At 65.4% G+C, this 22,775-nt stretch carries 21 protein-coding genes; 6 read left to right on the top strand and 15 right to left on the bottom strand.

The window, feature by feature from the left end; all coding sequences use genetic code 11:
* The first annotated feature begins 64 nt into the window (after window positions 1-64).
* The 3 genes from recA to EV656_RS04175 all read left to right on the top strand — a co-directional run bounded on the left by recA (window position 65) and on the right by EV656_RS04175 (window position 4,203).
* A complete protein-coding gene (recA, locus tag EV656_RS04185; RefSeq protein WP_132599837.1) occupies window positions 65-1,129 on the top strand; it encodes a recombinase RecA in 1,065 nt (354 codons plus the stop codon).
* A gap of 124 nt (window positions 1,130-1,253) precedes the next feature.
* Window positions 1,254-3,911 (top strand): alanine--tRNA ligase, encoded by a 2,658-nt coding sequence (alaS, locus tag EV656_RS04180; RefSeq protein WP_132599833.1) that lies wholly within the window; start codon window positions 1,254-1,256, stop codon window positions 3,909-3,911.
* Window positions 3,912-3,915: 4 nt separating this feature from the next.
* Window positions 3,916-4,203 (top strand): DUF1330 domain-containing protein, encoded by a 288-nt coding sequence (locus tag EV656_RS04175; protein WP_132599830.1) that lies wholly within the window; start codon window positions 3,916-3,918, stop codon window positions 4,201-4,203.
* Between the two features lie 187 nt (window positions 4,204-4,390).
* Here the strand turns inward: EV656_RS04175 and typA are convergent, their stop codons facing one another.
* The 4 genes from typA to EV656_RS04155 all read right to left on the bottom strand — a co-directional run bounded on the left by typA (window position 4,391) and on the right by EV656_RS04155 (window position 7,660).
* Window positions 4,391-6,211 (bottom strand): translational GTPase TypA, encoded by a 1,821-nt coding sequence (gene typA, locus EV656_RS04170; RefSeq protein ID WP_132599827.1) that lies wholly within the window; start codon window positions 6,209-6,211, stop codon window positions 4,391-4,393.
* Window positions 6,212-6,278: 67 nt separating this feature from the next.
* Entirely contained in the window at window positions 6,279-6,614 is a 336-nt protein-coding gene (locus tag EV656_RS04165) for a DMT family transporter (RefSeq protein ID WP_132599824.1), read from the bottom strand.
* 8 nt (window positions 6,615-6,622) lie between these two features.
* The gene (locus tag EV656_RS04160) at window positions 6,623-7,225 is read right to left on the bottom strand and encodes a YitT family protein (protein WP_132599821.1); all 603 of its coding nucleotides are present in this window, start codon (window positions 7,223-7,225) and stop codon (window positions 6,623-6,625) included.
* A gap of 60 nt (window positions 7,226-7,285) precedes the next feature.
* Window positions 7,286-7,660 carry a rhodanese-like domain-containing protein gene (locus tag EV656_RS04155; RefSeq protein WP_132599818.1) on the bottom strand — a complete coding sequence of 125 codons (375 nt, stop codon included), beginning with the start codon at window positions 7,658-7,660 and terminating at the stop codon, window positions 7,286-7,288.
* Between the two features lie 178 nt (window positions 7,661-7,838).
* On the opposite strand from EV656_RS04155, the gene uvrA reads away from it, so the two are divergent.
* Window positions 7,839-10,697 (top strand): excinuclease ABC subunit UvrA, encoded by a 2,859-nt coding sequence (gene uvrA, locus EV656_RS04150; RefSeq protein ID WP_132599815.1) that lies wholly within the window; start codon window positions 7,839-7,841, stop codon window positions 10,695-10,697.
* A gap of 5 nt (window positions 10,698-10,702) precedes the next feature.
* Window positions 10,703-11,605 carry a patatin-like phospholipase family protein gene (locus EV656_RS04145; RefSeq protein WP_132599812.1) on the top strand — a complete coding sequence of 301 codons (903 nt, stop codon included), beginning with the start codon at window positions 10,703-10,705 and terminating at the stop codon, window positions 11,603-11,605.
* A gap of 5 nt (window positions 11,606-11,610) precedes the next feature.
* Here EV656_RS04145 and EV656_RS04140 read toward each other — a convergent pair whose 3' ends face one another.
* The 11 genes from EV656_RS04140 to EV656_RS04090 form a co-directional block, all read right to left on the bottom strand.
* On the bottom strand, window positions 11,611-13,179 hold the full coding sequence (locus EV656_RS04140) for a Hint domain-containing protein (protein ID WP_132599810.1): 1,569 nt from the start codon (window positions 13,177-13,179) through the stop codon (window positions 11,611-11,613).
* 149 nt (window positions 13,180-13,328) lie between these two features.
* On the bottom strand, window positions 13,329-13,532 hold the full coding sequence (locus EV656_RS04135) for a YgaP family membrane protein (protein ID WP_132599807.1): 204 nt from the start codon (window positions 13,530-13,532) through the stop codon (window positions 13,329-13,331).
* Between the two features lie 147 nt (window positions 13,533-13,679).
* Window positions 13,680-13,874: a YgaP family membrane protein gene (locus EV656_RS04130; RefSeq protein ID WP_132599804.1), complete on the bottom strand. Its 195-nt coding sequence runs from the start codon at window positions 13,872-13,874 to the stop codon at window positions 13,680-13,682.
* Between the two features lie 97 nt (window positions 13,875-13,971).
* Complete coding sequence (locus EV656_RS04125) at window positions 13,972-14,631, bottom strand: Crp/Fnr family transcriptional regulator (RefSeq protein ID WP_132599801.1); 660 nt, start codon at window positions 14,629-14,631, stop codon at window positions 13,972-13,974.
* Window positions 14,628-15,500, bottom strand: coding sequence for a 3-hydroxyisobutyrate dehydrogenase (gene mmsB / locus EV656_RS04120; RefSeq protein WP_132599798.1), 873 nt, complete (start codon window positions 15,498-15,500; stop codon window positions 14,628-14,630). Before mmsB ends, EV656_RS04125 begins: the two co-directional genes overlap by 4 nt.
* Window positions 15,497-16,543: an enoyl-CoA hydratase/isomerase family protein gene (locus EV656_RS04115; RefSeq protein WP_132599795.1), complete on the bottom strand. Its 1,047-nt coding sequence runs from the start codon at window positions 16,541-16,543 to the stop codon at window positions 15,497-15,499. Before EV656_RS04115 ends, mmsB begins: the two co-directional genes overlap by 4 nt.
* Window positions 16,540-17,685, bottom strand: a complete 1,146-nt coding sequence (locus tag EV656_RS04110; RefSeq protein ID WP_132599792.1) for an acyl-CoA dehydrogenase family protein — start codon at window positions 17,683-17,685, stop codon at window positions 16,540-16,542. The genes EV656_RS04115 and EV656_RS04110 overlap by 4 nt, the downstream gene beginning before the upstream one ends.
* Window positions 17,686-17,770: 85 nt before the next feature.
* Entirely contained in the window at window positions 17,771-18,901 is a 1,131-nt protein-coding gene (locus tag EV656_RS04105; protein WP_132599789.1) for a carboxylate-amine ligase, read from the bottom strand.
* An 86-nt stretch (window positions 18,902-18,987) separates the two neighbouring features.
* A complete protein-coding gene (locus EV656_RS04100; protein WP_132599786.1) occupies window positions 18,988-19,569 on the bottom strand; it encodes a retropepsin-like aspartic protease family protein in 582 nt (193 codons plus the stop codon).
* A gap of 58 nt (window positions 19,570-19,627) precedes the next feature.
* On the bottom strand, window positions 19,628-20,248 hold the full coding sequence (locus EV656_RS04095; RefSeq protein ID WP_132599783.1) for a MarC family protein: 621 nt from the start codon (window positions 20,246-20,248) through the stop codon (window positions 19,628-19,630).
* A gap of 3 nt (window positions 20,249-20,251) precedes the next feature.
* Window positions 20,252-22,102, bottom strand: a complete 1,851-nt coding sequence (locus EV656_RS04090; protein ID WP_132599780.1) for an ABC-F family ATP-binding cassette domain-containing protein — start codon at window positions 22,100-22,102, stop codon at window positions 20,252-20,254.
* Between the two features lie 122 nt (window positions 22,103-22,224).
* Between EV656_RS04090 and ndk the strand changes: the two genes are divergently transcribed.
* Window positions 22,225-22,647 carry a nucleoside-diphosphate kinase gene (gene ndk, locus EV656_RS04085; RefSeq protein ID WP_081532354.1) on the top strand — a complete coding sequence of 141 codons (423 nt, stop codon included), beginning with the start codon at window positions 22,225-22,227 and terminating at the stop codon, window positions 22,645-22,647.
* Window positions 22,648-22,775: the final 128 nt, after the last annotated feature.

Genomic DNA, 22,775 nt, shown 5'->3' with positions numbered 1-22,775 from the left:
AACACATAGTGAACAAGCGCAACGATTGCCGCCCGGCACTGGGTGTGGAATAAGGATGCAACTCATGGCCTCAGCGACCCTTCTCGACATGGCAGACAAGCGTAATCCCGACAAACAGAAGGCGCTCGATTCCGCGCTGGCGCAGATCGAACGTCAATTCGGCAAAGGCTCCATCATGAAGCTGGGCGCCGACAACCCCGTGGCAGAGATCGAGGCCACCTCGACCGGCTCTCTGGGGCTGGACATCGCGTTGGGGATCGGCGGGCTGCCCAAGGGCCGCATCATCGAGATCTACGGCCCCGAAAGTTCCGGCAAGACCACGCTGACCCTGCATTGCGTGGCCGAGGAACAGAAAAAGGGGGGCGTCTGCGCCTTTGTGGATGCCGAACACGCGCTGGACCCGCAATACGCGCGCAAGCTGGGCGTGGACCTGGACGAATTGCTGATTTCGCAACCCGATACCGGCGAACAGGCGCTGGAGATCACCGATACGCTGGTCCGGTCCGGCGCCGTCAGCATGGTCGTGGTCGACTCGGTCGCCGCGCTGACCCCCAAGTCCGAGCTTGAGGGCGACATGGGCGACAGCTCGGTCGGGGTGCAGGCCCGCCTGATGAGCCAGGCCATGCGCAAGCTGACCGGTTCCATCTCGCGGTCCAACTGCATGGTGATCTTCATCAACCAGATCCGCATGAAGATCGGCGTCATGTTCGGCAGCCCCGAAACCACCACGGGCGGCAACGCGCTGAAATTCTATTCGTCCGTCCGGCTGGACATCCGCCGCATCGGCGCGATCAAGGACCGGGACGAGGTCGTGGGCAATGCGACCCGGGTGAAGGTCGTCAAGAACAAGGTCGCGCCGCCGTTCAAGCAGGTGGAATTCGACATCATGTACGGCGAGGGCATTTCCAAGACCGGCGAATTGATCGACCTGGGCGTAAAGGCCGGCGTCGTGGACAAGTCCGGCGCCTGGTATTCCTACGGGGACGAACGCATCGGCCAGGGGCGCGAGAACGCCAAGACCTTCTTGCGCGAAAACCCGGATATCGCGCACGCGATCGAGGACAAGATCCGCGCCGCGCATGGGCTGGATTTCGGCAGCGGCCCCGACGACGACCTGGTCGAGGCCTGAGGCAAGACAGATGACCGATCGGCCGGGCCTTTGGCCCGGCCTTTTTCTTGGGCATGGACAGGCCCCGCGCGCGGCGATACATCGGGGCGACAAACGCCCCACAGGTCCGAAAGGTCAGCCGCACATGCCCAGCCTGAACGAAATCCGCTCGACCTTCCTGAGCTATTTCGAACGGAACGGCCACGAGGTCGTGGACAGTTCCCCGCTCGTGCCGCGTAACGACCCCAGCCTGATGTTCGCCAACTCGGGCATGGTCCAGTTCAAGAACCTCTTTACCGGGGTCGAGACCCGAGATTACAAGCGTGCCACCACCAGCCAAAAATGCGTGCGCGCCGGGGGCAAGCATAACGACCTGGACAATGTCGGTTATACCGCGCGGCACCATACCTTCTTTGAAATGCTGGGCAATTTCAGCTTTGGCGACTATTTCAAGGAACAGGCGATCCCCTTTGCCTGGGAATTGCTGACCCGCGATTTCGATATCCCGGCCGACAAGCTGCTGGTCACGGTTTACCACACCGATGACGAGGCCGCCGAGATCTGGAAAAAGGTTGCCGGCCTGCCGGACGAACGGATAATCCGGATCCCGACCAGCGATAATTTCTGGCAGATGGGCGATACCGGCCCCTGCGGCCCGTGTACGGAAATCTTTTATGACCACGGCGATCACATCTGGGGCGGTCCCCCGGGCAGCCCCGAGGAAGACGGCGACCGGTTCATCGAGATCTGGAACCTCGTCTTCATGCAGTACGAGCAGTTCGAGGACGGCACCCGCCGCGACCTGGCCGCGCAGTCCATCGACACCGGCATGGGACTGGAACGCATCGGCGCCCTGCTGCAGGGCAAGCATGACAATTACGACACCGACCTGATGCGCGCGTTGATCGAGGCCTCGGCCAACGCCACCTCGACCGAACCTGATGGGCAGGGCAACGTGCATCACCGGGTGATCGCGGACCATCTGCGCTCGACCTCCTTCCTGATTGCCGACGGGGTGATGCCGGGGAATGAGGGGCGCGGCTATGTGCTGCGCCGGATCATGCGCCGTGCGATGCGCCACGCGCACCTGCTGGGCGCGAACGATCCGCTGATGCACCGGCTGGTGCCCGCGCTGGTCACCCAGATGGGCGCGGCCTATCCGGAACTGGGCCGTGCGCAAGCGCTGATCGAAGAGACGCTGAAGCTGGAGGAAACCCGCTTCATCCAGACGCTGGACCGGGGTCTGCGACTGCTGGACGACGAATTGGGCAAGCTGCCCGAGGGTGCGCCGCTGCCGGGCGAGGCCGCGTTCAAACTGTATGACACCTACGGCTTCCCGCTGGACCTGACGCAGGATGCCCTGCGCGAAAAGGGCCGCAGCGTGGATGTGGCGGGCTTCGATGCCGCCATGGCCGAACAGAAGGCCAAGGCCCGCGCCGCCTGGTCCGGCTCGGGCGAGGCGAAAGAGGCCCGTATCTGGTTCGAGATCGCAGAGAAGATCGCCCCGACCGAATTCCTGGGCTACGACACCGAGGTGGCCGAGGGCCAGGTCATGGCGCTGGTCGTGGATGGCGCGGCGGTCGACGCGATCCCCGAGGGGGGCGAGGGCTGGATGATCGTCAACCAGACCCCGTTCTACGGCGAATCCGGCGGCCAGGTCGGCGACACCGGCACCTATCTGAAGCCCGAGGGCGCCGGCATGATCCTGGACACGCAAAAGATGTCCGGGGGCCTCTTTGCCCACAAGGTGCAGCCGGAAAAGGCCGCGCTGAGCGTGGGCGATGCGCTAGAATTGCGGGTGGATCACAACCGTCGCGCCGCGATCCGGGCCAACCACTCGGCCACCCACCTGCTGCACGAGGCGCTGCGCCAGACCCTGGGCGATCATGTCGCGCAAAAGGGGTCGCTGAACGCGCCGGACCGGCTGCGCTTTGACTTTTCCCACGCCAAGGCGCTGAGTGCCGATGAACTGGCCACGGTAGAGACCGAGGTCAACGCCTTCATCCGGCAGAACAGCCCCGTCGAAACCCGTATCATGACCCCGGACGACGCCCGCGCCATCGGTGCGCAGGCGCTGTTCGGCGAGAAATACGGCGACGAGGTGCGCGTCGTGTCCATGGGCCGCGCGCCCACGGGCAAGGGGCATGACGGCAAGACCTGGTCGATCGAGCTGTGCGGCGGCACCCATGTTAAACAGACCGGCGATATCGGGTTGTGCGTGGTGCTGGGTGACAGCGCCTCCAGCGCGGGTGTGCGCCGGGTCGAGGCGCTGACAGGGCAGGCCGCGCTGGATCACCTGATCGCCCAGCAAAACCGCCTGCACCAGGTGGCCGAGGTGCTGCGCACAGCCCCCGCGGATGTCGTGGCCCGGGTCAAGGCGCTGGTCGAGGACAAGCGCGCCCTGGAGAACGAGGTCGCGACCCTGCGCCGCGACCTGGCGCTGGCCGGTCCCGGCGGCGCGGCCCCCGAGGCGCGCGAGGTCGGCGGCGTACCTTTCTTCGCGCAGGTGCTGACAGGGGTTTCCGGCAAGGATCTGCCGCCCCTGATCGACGAGCACAAGGCGCGGCTGGGCTCGGGCGCGGTGCTGCTGATCGCGGATGCGGGCGGCAAGGCGGCGGTTGCCGCGGGCGTGACCGAGGATCTGACCGACCGCATCTCGGCGGTGAACCTGGTCAAGGCCGCAGTTGCCGAACTGGGCGGTAAGGGCGGCGGCGGGCGCCCCGACATGGCCCAGGGCGGCGGCAAGGACGCGACGAATGCGGATGCGGCGATCAAGGCTGCCGAAGCGGCGCTGGAAGGGTAGGTCGATGCCAGCCCTTTGGATCGCCCATGTAACCGTCACCGATCCCGCGGCCTATGCCCGCTACGCGGAACTGGCGGGACCGGCCATCGCGACACACGGCGGCCGCTTTATCGCGCGCGGCGGCCGGTTCGTACAGCTAGAGGGCAAGGAACGGCCGCGCAACGTGGTCGCGCAATTCCCCTCGGTCGAGGCGGCAGAGGCCTGTTATCACTCGCCCGAATACCAGCAGGCGCTAGATCACGCCCGCGGCGCCTCGGAACGCGAATTGCTGATCGTCGAGACCTCGGAATAGCCCGTGCCAAGGCTAGCCGAAAGGTGGCCCGCCCGCGATCCGCTTGCCGACTGCGCGCAGCCATGGCCGCATGCCCCAAAAAATAACAGGTTAGTGTGACGGCGCCCCCTGTTCGGGGCGCCTGTCTTCTTCTTGGTCCAAATACCCAAACCGGGCCGCAGGCCCGCGATTTTTCACTGAAAAATCGTCAGCTCGCCGCCCGCGCCGCGCGTTTGCGTTCATGCGGATCCAGGAACCGCTTGCGCAGGCGGACCGCGTTGGGCGTGACCTCGACCAGTTCGTCGTCGTCGATATAGGCGATGGCCTCTTCCAGGCTCATCGTCACCGGCGTGGTCAGCCGCACCGCGTCGTCAGTGCCAGAGGCGCGCACGTTGGTCAGCTTCTTGCCCTTCAGCGGGTTCACTTCCAGGTCGTTGTCGCGCGAATGCTCGCCGATGATCATGCCCTGGTAGACGGGCGCCTGCGCGCCGATGAACAGGCGACCGCGCTCTTCGAGGTTCCACAGCGCGTAGGCGACCGAGGTGCCATCCTCCATCGAGATCAGCACACCCGCGCGCCGGCCCGGGATCGACCCCTTGTAGGGGGCCCATTCGTGGAACACGCGGTTCAGCACCCCGCTGCCGCGGGTGTCGGTCAGGAACTCACCGTGATAGCCGATCAGCCCGCGCGAGGGGACATGGGCCACGATCCGCGTCTTGCCCGCGCCAGCGGGTCGCATTTCGACCATCTCGCCGCGGCGCGCGCCGGTCAGTTTCTCGATCACGACGCCCGAGTATTCGTCATCCACGTCGATGGTGACTTCCTCGATTGGCTCCAGCTTCTGGCCGTCTTCTTCGCGCATCAAAACTTGCGGGCGGGAAATCGACAGCTCGAACCCTTCGCGGCGCATGTTTTCGATCAGCACGCCCATCTGCAATTCGCCGCGGCCCGCGACCTCGAACGCCTCGCCGCCGGGGGTGTCGGTGACACGGATTGCCACGTTCGATTCGGCCTCTTTCATCAGCCGCTCGCGGATCACGCGCGATTGCACCTTCTTGCCGTCGCGGCCTGCCAGCGGGCTGTCGTTGATGCCGAAGGTGACGGTGATGGTCGGCGGGTCGATCGGCTGGGCGGGCAGGGGGGTATCCACCGCCGGTGCGCACAGGGTGTCGGCCACGGTCGCCTTGGACATGCCCGCCAGCGTCACGATATCGCCGGCCTCGCCCTCGTCGATGGGCTGCTGGCCCAGGCCGCGGAAGGCCAGCACCTTGGTCACGCGGAAGTTTTCGATCAGGTCGCCGGTGCGCGACAGCGCCTTGACCTGGTCGCCCGGTTTCACCCGGCCGCTTTCGATCCGGCCGGTCAGGATGCGCCCGATGAACGGGTCCGCACCCAGCGTCGTGGCCAGCATGCGGAAGGGTTCGTCCACATGGGCCAACTGCCGCGGGGCAGGCACGTGATCCAGGATCAGATCGAAGAGCGCGTGCAGATCCTTGCGCGGCCCGTCCAGCGTGGCATCCGCCCAGCCCGACCGGCCCGAGGCATACATATGCGGGAAATCCAGCTGTTCGTCCGTGGCGCCCAGGTTGGCGAAAAGGTCGAACACCTCGTCCAGGGCGCGGTCGGGTTCGGCGTCGGGCTTGTCCACCTTGTTCAGAACCACGATAGGCCGCAGGCCCAGGGCCAGCGCCTTGGAGGTTACGAACTTGGTCTGGGGCATCGGGCCTTCGGCTGCGTCCACCAGCAGCACCACGCCATCGACCATGGACAGGATGCGTTCCACCTCGCCACCGAAATCGGCGTGGCCGGGGGTGTCGACGATGTTCACCCGGTGGCCGTCCCATTCGACCGATGTCGCCTTGGCCAGGATCGTGATCCCGCGCTCGCGTTCCAGGTCGTTGCTGTCCATCGCGCGCTCGGCCACCGCCTGGTTCTCGCGGAAGGCGCCCGATTGTTTCAAAAGCTGGTCCACCAGCGTTGTCTTGCCGTGGTCCACATGCGCGATGATCGCGATGTTGCGAAGGTCCATATCATTTTGCCTTTTTGGGGTTGCCCTGCCGATAGGCGGTTTCGTCCCGAAAAGCCAGAGAGAATGCTCAGTGCGCGCCGGTTTTCGAAAACAGGTGTATCACCGCGATCCCGGCCACGATCATTCCCATGCCCGCGGCCCCGGCCAGATCGATGCGCTGGCCGAACACCGCCCAGCCGATCGCCGCGATCAGAACGATGCCCAGCCCCGACCAGATCGCATAGGCCACGCCCACCGGGATGGTGCGCAGCGCGAAGGACAGAAAGTAGAAGGACAGCGCATAACCGACGACCACGATCACGCTGGGCAGCAGGCGCGTGAATTGCTGGCTGGCCTGCAGCGCGGATGTGCCGACGGTTTCGCACAGGATGGCAGCAAGCAGGAAAAGATAGGATTTCGGCATGGGGATCCTCAGCGCGCGATATAGCGGTCGCGGCGGTGATTGGTGGCGATGATCACGTTCAGCAGGCCCGCGCCGATCAGCGAATAGAGCACCGTCACTGGCGGGATCACCGCAAAGGCCAGGGCAAAGACCACCGCGTCGAATCCCAGTTGCACCCAGCCCGCCTTGATCCCGCGGGTGTCCTGCAACCAGAATGCCAGGATACCCACGCCGCCCAGGGACGCCCCGTGACGGAACAGCGCCAGCAGCCCGGCGCCTGCGGTTGCCCCGGCCAGGATCGCGCCGGCCAGCGGGTGCATCGCCTCGATGCGCAACAGGTTTGGCAGCAACTCGGTGAACAGCGACAGCAACGCCACGGCCCCGAATGTCTTCAGCGTGAAGGCCAGCCCCACGCGGCGCAGTGCCAGCCAGTAGAAGGGCAGATTGAACGCAAAGAACACCGGGCCAAAGCCGATCCCGCTGGCATAGGCCGTCACCAGCGACAGACCGGCAATCTGGCCCGTGACCAGTCCCGCGCTTTGCAGCAGTTGCACCGACAGCGCGACCAGCAGGGTGCCGACGAACAGGCCCTGGATATCCTCTAGCAGGCTATGGCGCGGTGTGGTTTCCATGGCGCCGGGCATGGCGCGGAACGGCCCCGATGTCCAGAGCCAGGCCCAACCCCGCGGGCGCTATTTTTCCAGCGGCAGCTTGGCGTTCATCCATTCGCGGAAGGCGCCCATGTTATAGACGTCCTTGTAACCGGATTTCAGCATGATGCGCGCGGCGACCAGGGCGTCGTTGCCAGTCTCGCAATAGAGGGCAAAGGTCTTTTCGGGGTCCAGCGCCGGGTGGTGGTGCGGGCTGGCGGTGTTCGCCGCATGGCGGACCATGTGCATGGGGATATGAATCGCGCCCTTGCACTTGCCGAAGCGGCGGATTTCATGGTCCGCGCGTACGTCGATCAGCACGATCTGGCCTTTCTCGGCGAATTCGGCGGCCTCGCGCGCGCGGATTTCCTCGACATAAGGGTAGACCTTGCCGAAGAGTTCGACCCAACTGAACATGGCGCGTCCTCCTGTTGCGGCTTCGTGTCCGCGACTATAAGAGGCCGCGCCCGATTGTTAAGCGGCAATCGGCTGACAGGGCGCCGCAGGGGCGGGTGTTCGTCACTTGTTCTCAGTTTCCGGTTGGGAATCGGGGCTGCGTCAACTATTTCTTCACAGGTCAGTCCCGGGGGCAGCCATGGCCGAGTTGAAACGGATCGAGGTGCGCGGCGCGCGCGAACATAATCTGAAGGGCATCGACGTGGATATTCCGCGCGATGCGCTGGTGGTGATTACCGGGCTGTCGGGGTCGGGCAAGTCCAGCCTTGCCTTCGACACGATCTACGCCGAAGGCCAGCGCCGGTATGTCGAGTCGCTGTCGGCCTATGCCCGCCAGTTCCTGGACATGATGGAAAAGCCGGACGTGGACCATATCGCGGGCTTGTCCCCCGCGATTTCCATCGAACAGAAGACGACCTCCAAGAACCCCCGCTCGACCGTCGGCACGGTTACGGAAATCTATGACTACCTTCGCCTGCTGTTTGCCCGCGCGGGCACGCCCTACAGCCCCGCCACCGGCCTGCCCATCGAGGCGCAGCAGGTGCAGGACATGGTCGATCGCGTCATGGGCATGGAGGAGGGCACCCGCGCCTATCTGCTGGCCCCGATCATCCGCGACCGCAAGGGCGAGTATCGCAAGGAATTCCTGGAACTGCGCAAGCAGGGCTTTCAGCGGGTCAAGGTGGACGGGCAGTTCTACGATCTGGACGAACCGCCGACGCTGGACAAGAAATTCCGCCACGACATCGACGTGGTGGTCGACCGGATCGTGGTGAAAGAGGGGCTGGAAACCCGGCTGGCGGACAGCTTCCGCACCGCGCTGGATCTGGCCGACGGCATCGCGGTTCTGGAAACTGCCCCGCGCGAGGGCGACCCCGAACGCCATACGTTCAGCGAAAACTTTGCCTGTCCTGTCAGCGGCTTCACCATTCCGGAAATCGAGCCGCGGCTGTTTTCGTTCAACGCCCCCTTCGGCGCCTGCCCCGATTGCGACGGGTTGGGGGTAGAGCTGTTTTTCGACGAACGTCTTGTCGTGCCCGACGCCGCGCTGACCGTCTGGGACGGTGCCATCGCGCCCTGGCGTAAGGGCAAGTCCCCCTATTTCCGTCAGACGATCGAGGCCATCGCCAAGCATTACGAATTCGACAAGGATACGCCGTGGAAGGATCTGCCCGCCCATGTAAAGCAGGTATTCCTGTATGGTTCGGGCGAGGATGAAATTCCCTTCCGCTATGACGAGGGCGGGCGCGTCTACACCGTGACTCGCGCCTTTGAGGGGGTGATCCCCAACATGGAACGGCGCTATCGCGAGACTGACAGTTCCTGGGTCCGCGAAGAATTCGAACGCTACCAGAACAACCGATCCTGCCATAGTTGCGGGGGGCACCGCCTGCGGCCAGAGGCGCTGGCGGTAAAGATTGCCGGGCTGCATATCGGCGAGGTCGTGCAGATGTCGATCCGCGAGGCCCATGACTGGTGCAAGGCCGTGCCCGACAGCCTGTCGAACCAGAAGAATGAGATCGCCCGCGCCATCCTGAAGGAAATCCGCGAAAGGTTGGGTTTCCTTGTGAATGTGGGGCTGGATTATCTGACGCTGTCACGAAACGCGGGCACGCTGTCGGGCGGGGAAAGCCAGCGTATCCGCCTGGCCAGCCAGATCGGCAGCGGGTTGACGGGCGTGCTGTATGTGCTGGACGAACCCTCCATCGGGTTGCACCAGCGCGATAACGGGCGGCTGTTGACCACGCTGAAAAACCTGCGGGACCAGGGCAATTCGGTGATCGTGGTCGAACATGACGAAGAGGCCATCCGCGAGGCCGATTACGTTCTGGATATCGGCCCCGGCGCAGGCGTGCATGGCGGCCAGGTTGTGGCCCGGGGCACACCGGCCGAGATTGCCGCCGACGCGGCCTCGGTCACCGGGCAATACCTGTCGGGCAGCCGGGAAATCCCCGTACCCGCCGAACGCCGCCCCGGCAACGGCAAAAAGCTGACCGTGGTCAAGGCCAACGGCAACAACCTGAAGGATGTGACCGTCGACTTCCCCCTGGGCAAGTTCGTCTGCGTCACCGGGGTATCCGGCGGGGGTAAATCCACCCTGACCATCGAAACCCTGTTCAAGACCGCCAGCATGCGCCTGAACGGCGCGCGCCAGACACCGGCACCCTGCGAAACGATCAAAGGGTTGGAGGTGCTGGACAAGGTCATCGACATCGACCAGCGACCCATCGGTCGCACACCCCGGTCAAACCCCGCCACCTATACCGGCGCCTTCACGCCAATCCGGGACTGGTTCGCCGGCCTGCCAGAGGCCAAGGCGCGCGGCTATAAACCAGGGCGCTTCAGCTTCAACGTCAAGGGCGGGCGCTGCGAGGCGTGCCAGGGCGACGGCGTCATCAAGATCGAGATGCACTTCCTGCCCGATGTCTATGTCACCTGCGAAACCTGTCATGGCGCCCGCTATAACCGCGAAACCCTTGAGATTCAGTTCAAGGGCAAGTCCATCGCCGATGTGCTGGATATGACGGTTGAGGACGCGCAGGAGTTTTTCAAGGCGGTGCCGTCCATCCGCGAAAAGATGGACGCGCTGGCGCGTGTCGGGCTGGGCTATATCAAGGTGGGCCAGCAGGCCACGACCCTGTCGGGTGGCGAGGCGCAGAGGGTCAAGCTGTCCAAGGAACTGTCGAAACGGGCCACGGGCCGCACGCTTTACATACTGGATGAGCCGACCACGGGCCTGCATTTCGAGGATGTGAAAAAGCTGCTGGAGGTGCTGCACGAACTGGTCGAGCAGGGCAACACCGTGGTTGTGATCGAGCATAACCTGGATGTCATCAAGACCGCCGACTGGATCATCGACATCGGCCCCGAAGGGGGCGACGGCGGCGGGGAAATCGTGGCCGAGGGAACCCCCGAAGAGGTTGCGCAGGTCGAGCGCAGCCATACCGGGCATTATCTGCGCGACATGCTGAAGCCGCGCAAGGTCGCGGCGGAGTAGGGGGCGTGGCGCGCCCCCGGATCGGCCTTGTGCTTGGCTCGGGCGGGGCGCGCGGGTGGTGCCATATCGGCGTGCTGCGCGGGCTTGAGGGATTGGGCCTGCGACCGGACGTGATCGCGGGCTGTTCCATGGGGGCGGTCGTGGGCGCGGCCTATGCCGCTGGCCGTCTGGACGCGCTGGAGGACTGGACGCGCGAGATGACCCGCGCGCGGCTGGTGCGATTGCTGGATGTGCGCCTGTCCAGCGGCGGGCTGGTCGAGGGGCGCCATATCACCGAGGTTCTGGCCGAACTGGGCCTGCCCGACAGTTTCGACGCGCTGGACATGCCCTTCGTCGCCGTGGCCACCGACCTGGAGACCGGGCGCGAGATCTGGCTGCAAAGCGGCGATCTGGGCGCGGCGGTGCGCGCCTCGGCCGCGTTGCCGGGGATCATCAGCCCCTACCGGCATCAGGGGCGTTGGCTGCTGGATGGCGGGTTGACCAACCCGGTGCCGGTGTCGGCAGCGCGGGCATTGGGGGCGGATATCATCATCGCCGCCAACCCGAACGCCAAGCGCCATGGCCGCCTGTGGCGCGCGCCCGACCCCGAACCAGCGATCTGGCAAGGGCTGGCCGACGCGCTGCCCGATGCGGTGCAGGACCAGCTATCCGCGCTGTTGCCCACCCCCGAGGACGGGCCGCGCGCCCCGAATTACCTGGAGGTCGTGTCGATCGCCATCGACGTGATGACCGAGCAGATCCGCCGCAGCCGCCTGGCGGGCGAGCCGCCGCATGTGCTGTTGAACGCCGATTTGGGCGAGATGTCGGTTCTGGACCTGCACCGCGCCCCCGTAGCCATAGACGAGGGGCGGCGCATGGTGGAACGGCAGGCCGAACACCTGCGCGACCTGATCGAGGGGGCCGGATAGCGCCGTCAGGCGGCCAGAATGCGCGTTTCGAACCCGCGCAGGCTGAGCCGGGCCGACGGGCCGTAGCCCTGCCAGGTCTCGGGGTCGAGTTCCGGGAACAGCTCCAGGATCTCGGCCTGCACGTCTTCGTCGAATTCTGCCATGGTCATCGGGCCTGGGTGATAGCTTTCACTCCAGATGCCGTGGGCGCGGACGACCTGATGCCGGGCAAAGAGCATATGAAAATACGTCACCTCGCCGGGGCGTTCGACGATGCGCACGGCGCGGTCGTCTGCCAGGTGTTTGGCGGCGGCCAGAACCTCAGCCTCGCCGAACAGTAGTTCGGCCCGGGCATCCTGGATCAGCAGGCGGTGTTGCTGGGACACCCACAGATCGCGGGTTGCGCCCAGATGGCCCTTGCGGATGCGCACGGGCGCGTGCCGCCCCTGCGCCTGCACCGCGGACCCGCCGATCCAGCGGATCGGTTGCGGCCCCTCGTCCCGGGTCAGGACCAGATCGCCGGGGCGCAGATCTTCGATGGGGCGGGGGCCGTCGGGCGTTTCGATCAATGTGCCTGCGACGAAACAGGGCATCTGGTTGACCGTGACGATGCCGCTGTCGGTTTGTCCGCTGCTGTCCTCGATCGTGTAGTTGAAGGTGACGCTTTCCTCGTCCCCGTCGCCCTGAATCGTGAAGGTGCCGTTGGCGTTCAGCACCACCGTCTGCCCCGTGGTCAGGCTGACGCTGTCGCCCGCGCTGACCGCATTGCCGTTGATATGGGTGACGGTCAGCGTGCCCTGGCCGGTATCGTTGTCCAGCACGTCCAGCGTGCGCGATCCGTTCATGCCCAGGTTGACCTCGTCGTCCTGGGCGATGATGGCGGTTTGCGCGCTGCCGCCGGCGATCAGGATCGAGGTATCGTATTGGCTGTCGACCAGATCGGCCACGCCGATGATCAGCGTGTTGACCTCGCCGACATTGACCGGCGCGGTAAAGGACAGGGTGACCGTGAACCCGTCCATTTCCGTGTTGTACTGGTCAGAACTGTTGTCAATGTACAGGTTGGCGGTGTCGTCGCCGTTGATGTTGCCGATCGAGGCGGTGCCGTCGCCGATTGTCACGGTGGCCTGCACCCCGTTGATCCAGGCGCCGATGATGTCGTTGTACTGGCTGCCCACCCATTCGGGGTATTCTTCCGACGCGATGACGAAATCCAGCGTCAGCGTATCCCCTTCGGGGATGAAGTCGACCTCCAGATAGGCCGCGTCATAGGTGTTCGTCCCGGCAAGGCTGTTGAACAACGAGTCGTTGTCTATGCCCCTCCGGTTATCGGTCGAGGTGCCGGTGGCGGTATTGGTATTCGTGCTGCCCGAGTCGTTGGTGAAATCCCGGACATCGCCGGTGGACAGGATCACGCCGCTGTCGGCGGGGGCAACGCCCGGGGTGACCGTGTCCGCGTTGCTGTAAAGACCCGAGGCGTTCCGGTCGCCGTAATAGGTCGCGTCGACGACGGTGACGCCGTCGCCGAAGATTTCTTCTGCCATTTCGTCGGCGCTGGCGCGCCGATCAATCGGCAGTTCCTGCGCGATTGCCATGCCTGTTTTTGCCTTTGGTGCCGCCCGGTTTGCCCGGGTCGGTCGTTTTCTGCTCGGTCGGTGTCAACTTCTGGTGAAAATGTGGCGGAAATGGGGCACCGCCGGGCCCAGGCCCCGAAAAGGGGCCCGGGCGGGGCTGTGGATAGGGCTTAGTCCGGCTTGCAGGTCTTGATACCTACCAGCGAATAAAGCGGGCAGGTCGAGAAGATGCCGGTGACCAGCGGGATGATCCCCAGCCAGTAGGCATAGCGCAGGGCCGACTCGCTGTCGTTGAGGTAGAAGCCCGCGATCAGGCCGGCGCCGACGATGATGCGGGAAATGCGGTCCACGCCGCCCACGTTCTTTTCAAACATTGCGATCCCTCTTGTTGCCACGGGCGGCCGGTCGCGGCCGGACCCGGGCGTTGACGATAGCCCCAATATGACATGGCGCCGTGACCGGGTCACGACGCCATGCGATGTTCTGTGCGTTCCGCGCCCGGACAGGCGCGATGCGCCCGGTCAGTCTTTCGGGCAGGTGTTCAGGCCGATGACGTTGTAAAGCGGGCAGCTTTTCATCAGGCCGGTGGCCAGCGGCACGATGCCCAGCAGCCAGATCCAGCTGGGATCGGTCAGGAAGGCCCACATCAGCAGCATCACGGCGCCAAGGACGATACGGGCGGTGCGGTCCATGCCGCCAACGTTCTGTTTGAACATGAGGTGTCTCCAACTGTTCGGAATGGGTCGTCGCCCGACTCGTTCGGGCTTGCACGACGCACTATGGGTCAGGACAGCGGTGGCGTCTGTGACTCTGTCACGAAGGGGCGCCGGTCATTGCAAGCCGTTCCAGCCCGGCCGGGTCGGTCAGGGTGACCACGCCCCGGTCCAGCCGCACCAGCCCGCCCTTGGCCAGCGCATCCAACCGGCGCGAGACAACCTCGCGCGCGGTGCCGATCCGGGTGGCCAGTTCCTGGTGGGTGGCGTGGACCGCGCCGTTTTCGGCGCGCTCCAGCAGGTCGGCGGCCAGGCGGCTTTCGACCTTCTGGAATGCGACCCGTTCCAGCAGGGCCATGACCGATTGCAGGCGCTGCGCGAAGGCCCCGAAAACGAAACGCCGGAACGTCGGTGAGCGGTCCATCAGGGTCGTGAACATCTCGCGCGGGACCAGGACCGCCTCGCAGTCGGTGACGGTGACGGCCTCGCCGGTATAGTCCTCGCCCCCCAGCAGACCCAGCGTGGATTGCACGCAGGATTGCCCCGGCTCGATTCCATACAGCAGGATCTCGCGCCCTGTCGGGCCGATCAGGAACACCTCGACCCGGCCCGACAGGATGATGGTAAAGCCGCGCGCGGCCTCGCCGGGGCAAAACAGCACCTTGCCCTTGGGCAGGCGCAGGATGGGCAGGTTTTCCAGCCGGGCGGCGATGCCCGGCTCCAGCCCCTGCAACCCGGTGGCGCGCGCGATCCAGCTCATGCGCGGCCGCGCTTTGCCAACCGCGGCAGCATGGCGGAAAAGTCGCGGCCTGCGCCGTCCTCATGCTCGACGAAGGCGGCGTAAAGCTCGGCCGCGCGGGTGCCCATGGGCGTGTCGGCATCCACCGCCTCTGCCGCCTGTTGGGCCAGGCGCAGATCCTTTAGCATCAGGTCGGCGGCAAAGCCGGGTTTGTAGTCGTTGTCGGCCGGGCTTTGCGGGCCGACGCCGGGGGCGGGGCAATAGGCGTTCATGCTCCAGCTATAGCCCGAAGAGGTGGAAACCACATCGAACATCTTTTCCCGGTCCAGCCCCAGCTTGTCGGCCAGGGCAAATGCCTCGCATGTCACGATCATCGTGGCGCCCAGGATCATGTTGTTGCAGATCTTGGCTGCTTGACCGGCGCCCGCCGCACCGCAATGCACCGCCTTTTGCCCCATGATGTCGAACAGCGGCTTGACCTTGGCGAACGCCTCTTCGCTGCCGCCGGCCATGAAGGTCAGGGTTCCGGCCGTGGCGCCGCCGACGCCGCCCGAAACCGGCGCGTCCACGGCGCCAATGCCCAGCCCCGCCGCCTGTTCGGCCACCGCGCGGGCGCTGTCCACGTCAACGGTGGAACAATCCAGATGCACCGCGCCATTGTCCATCGCGGGCAGGATCTCACCCGCCACCTTTTGCAGGATTGCGCCGTTGGGCAGCATGGTGATGACCACGTCCTGGCCCTTGGCGGCCGCTGCCGCGCTGTCCGCCATGGTCACGCCCTCGGGGCAGGGGGCGGCCAGGTCAAAGCCCGTCACCGCATGCCCTGCCTTGGCAAGGTTGGCGGCCATCGGCGCGCCCATGTTGCCCAACCCGATAAACCCGATCTTCATGTCAACTCCTCCTCCAGCTTCAGCCCGTCTTTCCCTAATGGCGCCAGCATTCTGGCCACGTCCTCTGCCGGGACGTTGGTCAGGCCGTCATGGCGCCATTTCGGGCTTTTGTCCTTGTCGATGATGGTGGCCCGGATCCCCTCCAGAAAGTCCGAATGTTCCGGCGCGCGATGGGTGAAGCGGAACTCCAGCGTCAGGGCGTCGCGGATACTGCTGTTCGGGCCCAGCCGGTTCTGCATCTCGATCGCGCAGGCGATGGCCAGCGGGCTGCCGCGGCCCAGGCGTTTCAGCGTATCGGTGGCAAAATCGGATCCGTCCGCCTGCAGGGCGGTTATGATCCCGGCCAGCGTGCGGGGGGCGAACAGGCGGTCCACCTCGGCCTGCATTGCGGGCAGATCGCCCTGTGGGGCACTGGTCGCGGCGCGCTGCACGGCGCCCGCATCCCCGGTTTCGACCAGTTCGGCGCTCAGCGCGGGCCAATCGGCCTGGGGCACGAAATGGTCGGCGAACCCGGCGTAGATCGCATCACCCGGCCCCATACGGCGGCCCGTGGTGCCCAGATAGACCCCCAATCGCCCCGGCGCATGCGCCAGCAGGCCCGAGCCGCCGACATCCGGCACCAGCCCGATGCCGCATTCGGGCATCGCGACCTGCGCGGTTTCGCCCACCACCCGGTGCGATCCATGGCAGCCCACGCCGACGCCCCCGCCCATGGTAAAGCCCTGCAACAGGCTGACCACGGGTTTGGGGTATTCGGCGATCTTGGCGTTCATGCGGTATTCGTCGCGCCAGAATTTCTGGCCATAGGTGTAATCGCCCTTGGTGCCCGTTTCGTACATCACCGCGATGTCGCCGCCCGCGCAGAACGCCCGGTCGCCCGCCGCGTCGATCAGCACCAGCGCCACGGCATCGTTCCCGCGCCAAGCGTCCAGCGCGGCCTCGATTTCCAGGCACATCTCATAGGTCAGCGCGTTCAGCGCCTTGGGCCGGTTCAGGGTGATCCGGCCCGCGCGCCCCTCTTGCCTGATTTCGATATCGCTCATCCGCGCGCCTCCAGCATCTGGCGGGCGGTAATCAGGCGCATGATCTCGTTCGTGCCCTCCAGGATCTGGTGCACACGCAGGTCGCGCACGATCTTTTCGATCCCGTAATCGGCCAGATAGCCATAGCCGCCATGCAGTTGCAGGCACTGATCGGCGACGCGGCTGCCGGCCTCGGTCACGAATTTCTTGGCCATCGCGCAGAATTTCGTCGCGTCCGGTGTGCCGTGGTCCAGCTTCCACGCTGCCTGCCGCAGGAAGGTGCGGGCGGCCTGCAACTCGATCTCGCAATCGGCCAGACGGAATTGCAGCGCCTGGAACTGGTCGATGGGGCGGCCAAAGGCCTTGCGCTCGCCCATATAGGTCAGGGTCGCGTCCAGCGCGGCCTGCGCGGCGCCCAAGCTGCAGGCCGCGATGTTCAGCCGTCCGCCATCCAGCCCCATCATCGCGTATTTGAAGCCTTTGCCTTCCTCGCCCAACAGATTGGCGGTGGGCACGGGGCAGCCGTCGAACTGCACCTGCCGTGTGGGTTGGGACCGCCAGCCCATCTTGGATTCCAGCCCGCCAAAGGACAGGCCCTCGGCCCCATCCTCCACGATCATCGCGGAAATCCCGCGCGGCCCGTCCTCGCCCGTGCGGGCCATCACGATATAGGCGTCCGAATAGCCCCCGCCCGAGATGAACGCCTTGGTCCCGGTCAGGGCGTAGCCGTCATCGGTGCGTTCGGCGCGGGTTTTCAGCGCGGCGGCGTCAGACCCCGATCCCGGTTCGGTCAGGCAGTAGGAAAACACCGTTTCCATGGTCAGCGCTGGCGCAAGGAAGCGGTCCTTGATGTCGTCGCTGCCAAAGCTGTCCAGCATCTTGGCGCACATGTTGTGAATCGACAAAAAGGCCGCGACCGACGGGCAGGCCATCGACAGCGCCTCAAAGACCAGCGTCGCATCCAGCCGCGACAGGCCAGATCCGCCCGATTCCTCGCGCACGTAAAGCCCGGCAAAGCCCAGTTCGGCCAACTTGGGCCACAGCTCTTTCGGGATCGTGCCGTCCTGTTCCCATTTCAGCGCGTGGGGTGCGATCTGCTCGGCCCCAAAGGCGCGCGCCATGTCGAAAATCGCGCCCTGTTCCTCGCTCAGTGCGAAATCCATTTGTGTCTCCTCCCTGGCATCGTTGGCCCCGCGTTATTGAACGCGCGTTCATTTGACAGGGGCGCTGCCGGGATTGCAAGCGCCGCTAAAGGTCGGCGCTGTATTCCTCGATCAGGGCATGCACGACCGCGCGCATCGCGTCATCAGGCGTGGCCCCGGCCTGTAGGGCGGCCGCATGCACCCGGCGTTGCCGGTCGGCGCTGGTGCCATTGGCGATGACCGCGCGGGCTGCGTTCACCTCGTCCAGGCAGCCCAGGGCGGCGGCATCGGATTCGACCAGCGCGATCAACTCGTCCAGCAGTTCGGCGAAGGGCACCAGTTCCTTTCGCCCGAAATCGACCAGCCCCTCGTTTACCCCGTAACGCTGCGCGCGCCAGCGGTTTTCACCGACCAGAAAGCGTTCATAGACCCGCCAACGCTGGTTCAGCCCGGCCAGCCGCCATAGCATCCGGGTGATGCACTGGGTCAGGGCGGCGATCGACAGGGTGTGTTCCAGCCGGGGCGAGACATCGCAGATACGCGATTCCAGCGTCGGGAACCGGGCAGAGGGGCGCAGATCCCACCAGATTTTGGTCGCGTCCTCGATCAGGCCCAGGCTGACCAGCGCGCCGACCGAACGTTCGTAATCCGACCAGCTTTCAAAGCGCGGTGGCAGGCCCGTGCGGGGCAGGTTGTCGAACACCGTCAGCCGATAGGATGCCAGCCCCGTATCCACCCCCTGCCAGAAGGGCGAAGAGGTGGACATCGCCAGCAGATGCGGCAGAAAATAGCTTAGTTGCGCCATCAGGTCGATGCGCTGGTCCTTGTCCGGCACGCCGACATGGACATGCATTCCGCAGATCAGCATTCGCCGGGCCACGCCCGCCAGCGCCTTTTCCAGATCGTTATAGCGGTCCTTGTCGGTGTGGTGCTGCTTTTTCCAGTCGGCCAGTGGATGACAGGACACCGCGATCGGGGCCAGCCCGTGCGTTGCGGCATGCTTGGCTACGGTGGCGCGCAGGTGCTTCAGCTCTTCGCGGGCTTCGGGCACCGTTTTGCAGACGCGCGTGCCGACCTCGACCTGGCATTGCAGGAATTCCGGGGTGACCTGATCGCCCAGTTCGGCGATGCAGGCCTCCATCATTTCCGTGGGGGCGTTGGCCAGCGCGCAGGTTTCGCGGTCGACCAGGAGGTATTCCTCCTCGATCCCGATGGTGAATTCGGGCGCTTCGGTCATCCCTGTCCCTCCCGCCTGGCTGTTCTTTCGGGCTCAGCAAAGCAGAGCCGTCCGAACGCGGCAAGGGCAGAGGTGGCGCCGGCGTTTCAGCGCGTCAGGATCATTCGGTCGCCGGCAAATTCGATCCGGTCGAAGCGGTTGAGATAGGCCATGCCCAGCAGGGAATCGTCCATCACCCCGCCATTCACAAAGGCCCGCACGCGGCTGTCCACGATGGGGCCCAGGCGCATTTCCTCCAGCCGCACCCGCGCGGTGGACACCCGGCCATTGGCGGTGCGCGCCTCGCCCAGATAGGGCAGATCGTCGGGGTTCAGGCCCACGCGGGCGGCATCTTCGCGTGTCAGCACCACATCCGTCGCCCCGGTATCGACGACAAAGCGCACCGGCACATCGTTCACGAGGATGGTCAGGTAATAATGCCCGTCCGGGGCGCGCGGCACCTCGACCCGCTGTTGATCCGCAAAGATCGCCTGGCGCGGGGCGACCGTCTGGCGGATGTCGGACCACAGCCCGACGCCCGCGATCACACCGACAAAGATCAGGCCCCAGACCGCCGCCTGTTGCGCGACCTTGCCCAGCCGGTTGCGGTTTTCCATCAGGAAATAACCCCCGATGGCCGCCCCAAGCAGGACAAGGTAGATCAGACTTCCGAAATCGTCGCCGGTCATGTCGGTCCTTTCACGGTCTTGACCGATATATAGGATGCATCGTCCCCGGCGTCAGGGGTCAGGTCGGCGCCAGGCCGAAATCGGCCAGCCCGTCCAGCACGAACTGCACTGACAGCGCGGCCAGCAGCATGCCCAGCAGGCGGGTGACGACATTGATCCCGGTGCGCCCAAGGGCGCGTTCCAGCAACCCGGCAGCCAGGAACAGCAGTACCATCAGCCCGATCACCGAAATCATCACCAGATGCACGCCCAGCATGGCCAGCGGCGCGCGCTCTACCTCGCCGTTCAGCAGGATCATGGTCGCCATCGCGCCGGGCCCGGCAATCAGGGGCGTGGCCAGCGGAAAGACCGACGGATCGGGGCGGTCGTCATGGGTCTGGTCCTCGCGCCGCTTGGTGCGTCGTTCGAACAGCATTTCCAGCGCGGTCAGGAACAGCAGGATGCCGCCCGCGATGCGGAAGGCAGGCATGGAGATACCTACAAAGCCCAGAACCGCCTCTCCGAAGACACCGAAGAGGGTCAGCAACCCCACGCCGATCGCCGCGGCGCGAAAAGCGATGGCGCGGCGTTCCGCGCTGGGCATGCCCGCCGTGATCGCCACGAAAAGCGGCGCCAGCCCGATCGGGTCGATGATGACGAAGAGGGTGACGAAGGCGCTGATATAGAAGGTGAGGTCCATTCCCTAAACCTCTGCTTCTTCTAGGTTTTCGAGGGCGGCCATCCACAACCCCTCGGCCCGTTCCATGGCCTCTTCGACCTCGGCGAACTTGCGCTGCCACAGCAGGCGTTCATCCTCGCGGCTGGTGTCGTAGATGTCGGGGTCGGCCAGCTTTTCCGACAGCTTTTCGCGCATCTCGGTCAGCTTCTCGACGCGGGCCTCGCATTTGCGGACCTCGGCGCGCAGGGCCAGCATCTGTTCGCGCCCCGGGCGTTTCGGGGCGGCGGGTTTCGCGGTCTGCGGCTTGGCGGGGGCATCGCCGGACAGCAGCATCCGGCGATAGGCGTCCAGATCCTCGTCATAGGGGCCGACGCGACCGTCCTTGACCAGCCACAGCCGGTCGGCGACCAGCGACAGCAAATGCATGTCGTGGCTGACCAGGATCACCGCGCCGCTGTAATCGTTCAACGCCTCGGCCAACGCTTCGCGGCTCTCGATGTCCAGGTGGTTGGTCGGCTCGTCCAGGATCAGCATGTGCGGCGCGTCCAGTGTGGCCAGCAGCAGCGACAGCCGCGCCTTTTGCCCGCCCGACAGTTTCGCAACCTGCGTTTCGGCCTGATCGGCGCCCAGCCCGAACCCGGCCAGCCGCGCGCGCAGTTTCGCGGGCGCCTCTTCGGGGCGTTCGCGTCGGATATGATCCAGCGGCGTTTCGTCCAGATGCAATTCGTCCACCTGGTGCTGGGCGAAATAGCCGATCCGCAGCTTGCTGGACCGGGTCAGCCGCCCGCCCATCGCGGCCAGCCGGCCCGACAACAGTTTCGACAGGGTCGATTTGCCCTCGCCATTGCGGCCCAGCAGGGCGATCCGGTCGTCCTGGTCGATCCGCAGGTTCAGGCGCGACAGAACAGGCTGGTCGCCATATCCCACGCTGGCACTTTCCAGTGCCACGATGGGCGGCGACATCTCGTCGGGCTGGGGAAAGGTGAACACGGTGCGCGCGGCATCTTCGGGGGCGGTGATCGGGGCCATCTTTTCCAGCATCTTCAGCCGGGACTGCGCCTGTTTCGCCTTGGTGGCCTTGGCACGGAAGCGATCGACGAAGCTTTGCAGATGGGCGCGGCGGGCCTCTTGCTTTTTCGCCTCGGCGGCCTGAACGGCGCGGTTCGCGGCGCGGGCGCGGGCAAAGGCGTCATAGCCGCCCGCGTAAAGCGTCAGTTTGCGGTTTTCCAGATGCAGGATGTGGCCCACGGCGCGGTTCAGCAATTCGCGGTCATGGGAAATCAGGATCACTGTGTGCGGGTAGCGGGCAAGATACCCCTCCAGCCACAGCGCGCCCTCCAGGTCCAGATAGTTGGTCGGTTCGTCCAGCAGCAGCAGGTCGGGCCGGGCGAACAGGACGCCGGCCAGTGCCACGCGCATTCGCCAGCCCCCCGAAAAGGCACGGCAGGGCATCGCCTGTTCAGCCTCGGTAAAGCCCAGGCCCTTGAGAATCGCCGCCGCACGGCCCGGCGCGCCCCAGGCGTCTATATCGGCCAGCCGGGTTTGAACCTCGGCGATCCGGTGCGGGTCGGTCGCGGTTTCGGATTCGGCCAGCAGCGCGGCGCGTTCGGTATCTGCCGCCAACACCGTGTCCAACAGGGAATCGTCTGACGCGGGCGCCTCTTGCGCGACGCCGCCGATGCGCGCGCGCGCGGGCAGGGTGATCTCTCCCGATTCCAGGGACAATTCCCCGCGGATCAGGCGAAAGAGCGTGGTCTTGCCCGCGCCGTTGCGGCCGACCAGGCCCACTTTGTGCCCGTCGGGAATCACCGCAGAGGCGCCGTCGAACAACGGGCGGCCCTCTACCGCGTAACTGATATCGCTGATGCGTAGCATGGGGCGGGTGTGCCGCAGCCGAACCCCTGCGTCAATCGCGGCTTTTCAAGGGGCAGACCCCATGCTAGCAGGGCCGCGATTTATCACCGCCGCAGGTGACGCGGCGCGCAGGAGGACGAAAAATGGCGATTCAACGCACCTTTTCCATCATCAAGCCCGACGCGACCAAGCGGAACCTGACCGGCGCGATCAACGCCAAGCTGGAGGCCGCGGGCCTGCGCATCATCGCGCAGAAGCGAATCCACCTGACCGAGGCGCAGGCCGGCGTGTTCTACGCGGTCCACAAGGAACGCCCCTTCTATGGCGAACTGTGCGAATTCATGGCCTCCGGCCCGATCGTCGTGCAGGTGCTGGAAGGCGAGGACGCGATTGCCAAGAATCGCGAAGTGATGGGCGCCACCAACCCGGCCGAGGCCGCCGAGGGCACCATTCGCAAGGAATTCGCCCTGTCGATCGGCGAGAACTCGGTTCACGGGTCCGATGGCGAAGACACCGCCAAGGAAGAGATCGCCTACTTCTTCTCCGGTCTCGAACTGGTCGGCTGAGTCCGGGCTTCAGGATCGCCAAAGGGGCGATTCTGGACTTAGAGTGATTCGAAAAGGGGTCGTTCCAGCTGGGGACGGCCCCTTTTTCTGCTCAGATACTGGCCCAGTCGGTAAAGATTTGGCCCTTT

Origin of the sequence: Rhodovulum adriaticum (assembly GCF_004345735.1) — a bacterium.
In the GTDB taxonomy this organism is placed as follows: domain Bacteria; phylum Pseudomonadota; class Alphaproteobacteria; order Rhodobacterales; family Rhodobacteraceae; genus Rhodovulum; species Rhodovulum adriaticum.
This window is presented reverse-complemented; position numbering and strand designations above follow the sequence as displayed.

What these genes read in the sequence shown, in the direction of transcription:
- recA (WP_132599837.1), top strand. Translation starts at nt 65, where the DNA reads ATGGCCTCAGCGACCCTTCTCGACATGGCAGACAAGCGTAATCCCGAC.
- alaS (WP_132599833.1), top strand. Translation starts at nt 1,254, where the DNA reads ATGCCCAGCCTGAACGAAATCCGCTCGACCTTCCTGAGCTATTTCGAA.
- EV656_RS04175 (WP_132599830.1), top strand. Translation starts at nt 3,916, where the DNA reads ATGCCAGCCCTTTGGATCGCCCATGTAACCGTCACCGATCCCGCGGCC.
- typA (WP_132599827.1), bottom strand. Translation starts at nt 6,211, where the DNA reads ATGGACCTTCGCAACATCGCGATCATCGCGCATGTGGACCACGGCAAG.
- EV656_RS04165 (WP_132599824.1), bottom strand. Translation starts at nt 6,614, where the DNA reads ATGCCGAAATCCTATCTTTTCCTGCTTGCTGCCATCCTGTGCGAAACC.
- EV656_RS04160 (WP_132599821.1), bottom strand. Translation starts at nt 7,225, where the DNA reads ATGGAAACCACACCGCGCCATAGCCTGCTAGAGGATATCCAGGGCCTG.
- EV656_RS04155 (WP_132599818.1), bottom strand. Translation starts at nt 7,660, where the DNA reads ATGTTCAGTTGGGTCGAACTCTTCGGCAAGGTCTACCCTTATGTCGAG.
- uvrA (WP_132599815.1), top strand. Translation starts at nt 7,839, where the DNA reads ATGGCCGAGTTGAAACGGATCGAGGTGCGCGGCGCGCGCGAACATAAT.
- EV656_RS04140 (WP_132599810.1), bottom strand. Translation starts at nt 13,179, where the DNA reads ATGGCAATCGCGCAGGAACTGCCGATTGATCGGCGCGCCAGCGCCGAC.
- EV656_RS04135 (WP_132599807.1), bottom strand. Translation starts at nt 13,532, where the DNA reads ATGTTTGAAAAGAACGTGGGCGGCGTGGACCGCATTTCCCGCATCATC.
- EV656_RS04130 (WP_132599804.1), bottom strand. Translation starts at nt 13,874, where the DNA reads ATGTTCAAACAGAACGTTGGCGGCATGGACCGCACCGCCCGTATCGTC.
- EV656_RS04125 (WP_132599801.1), bottom strand. Translation starts at nt 14,631, where the DNA reads ATGAGCTGGATCGCGCGCGCCACCGGGTTGCAGGGGCTGGAGCCGGGC.
- mmsB (WP_132599798.1), bottom strand. Translation starts at nt 15,500, where the DNA reads ATGAAGATCGGGTTTATCGGGTTGGGCAACATGGGCGCGCCGATGGCC.
- EV656_RS04115 (WP_132599795.1), bottom strand. Translation starts at nt 16,543, where the DNA reads ATGAGCGATATCGAAATCAGGCAAGAGGGGCGCGCGGGCCGGATCACC.
- EV656_RS04110 (WP_132599792.1), bottom strand. Translation starts at nt 17,685, where the DNA reads ATGGATTTCGCACTGAGCGAGGAACAGGGCGCGATTTTCGACATGGCG.
- EV656_RS04105 (WP_132599789.1), bottom strand. Translation starts at nt 18,901, where the DNA reads ATGACCGAAGCGCCCGAATTCACCATCGGGATCGAGGAGGAATACCTC.
- EV656_RS04100 (WP_132599786.1), bottom strand. Translation starts at nt 19,569, where the DNA reads ATGACCGGCGACGATTTCGGAAGTCTGATCTACCTTGTCCTGCTTGGG.
- EV656_RS04095 (WP_132599783.1), bottom strand. Translation starts at nt 20,248, where the DNA reads ATGGACCTCACCTTCTATATCAGCGCCTTCGTCACCCTCTTCGTCATC.
- EV656_RS04090 (WP_132599780.1), bottom strand. Translation starts at nt 22,102, where the DNA reads ATGCTACGCATCAGCGATATCAGTTACGCGGTAGAGGGCCGCCCGTTG.
- ndk (WP_081532354.1), top strand. Translation starts at nt 22,225, where the DNA reads ATGGCGATTCAACGCACCTTTTCCATCATCAAGCCCGACGCGACCAAG.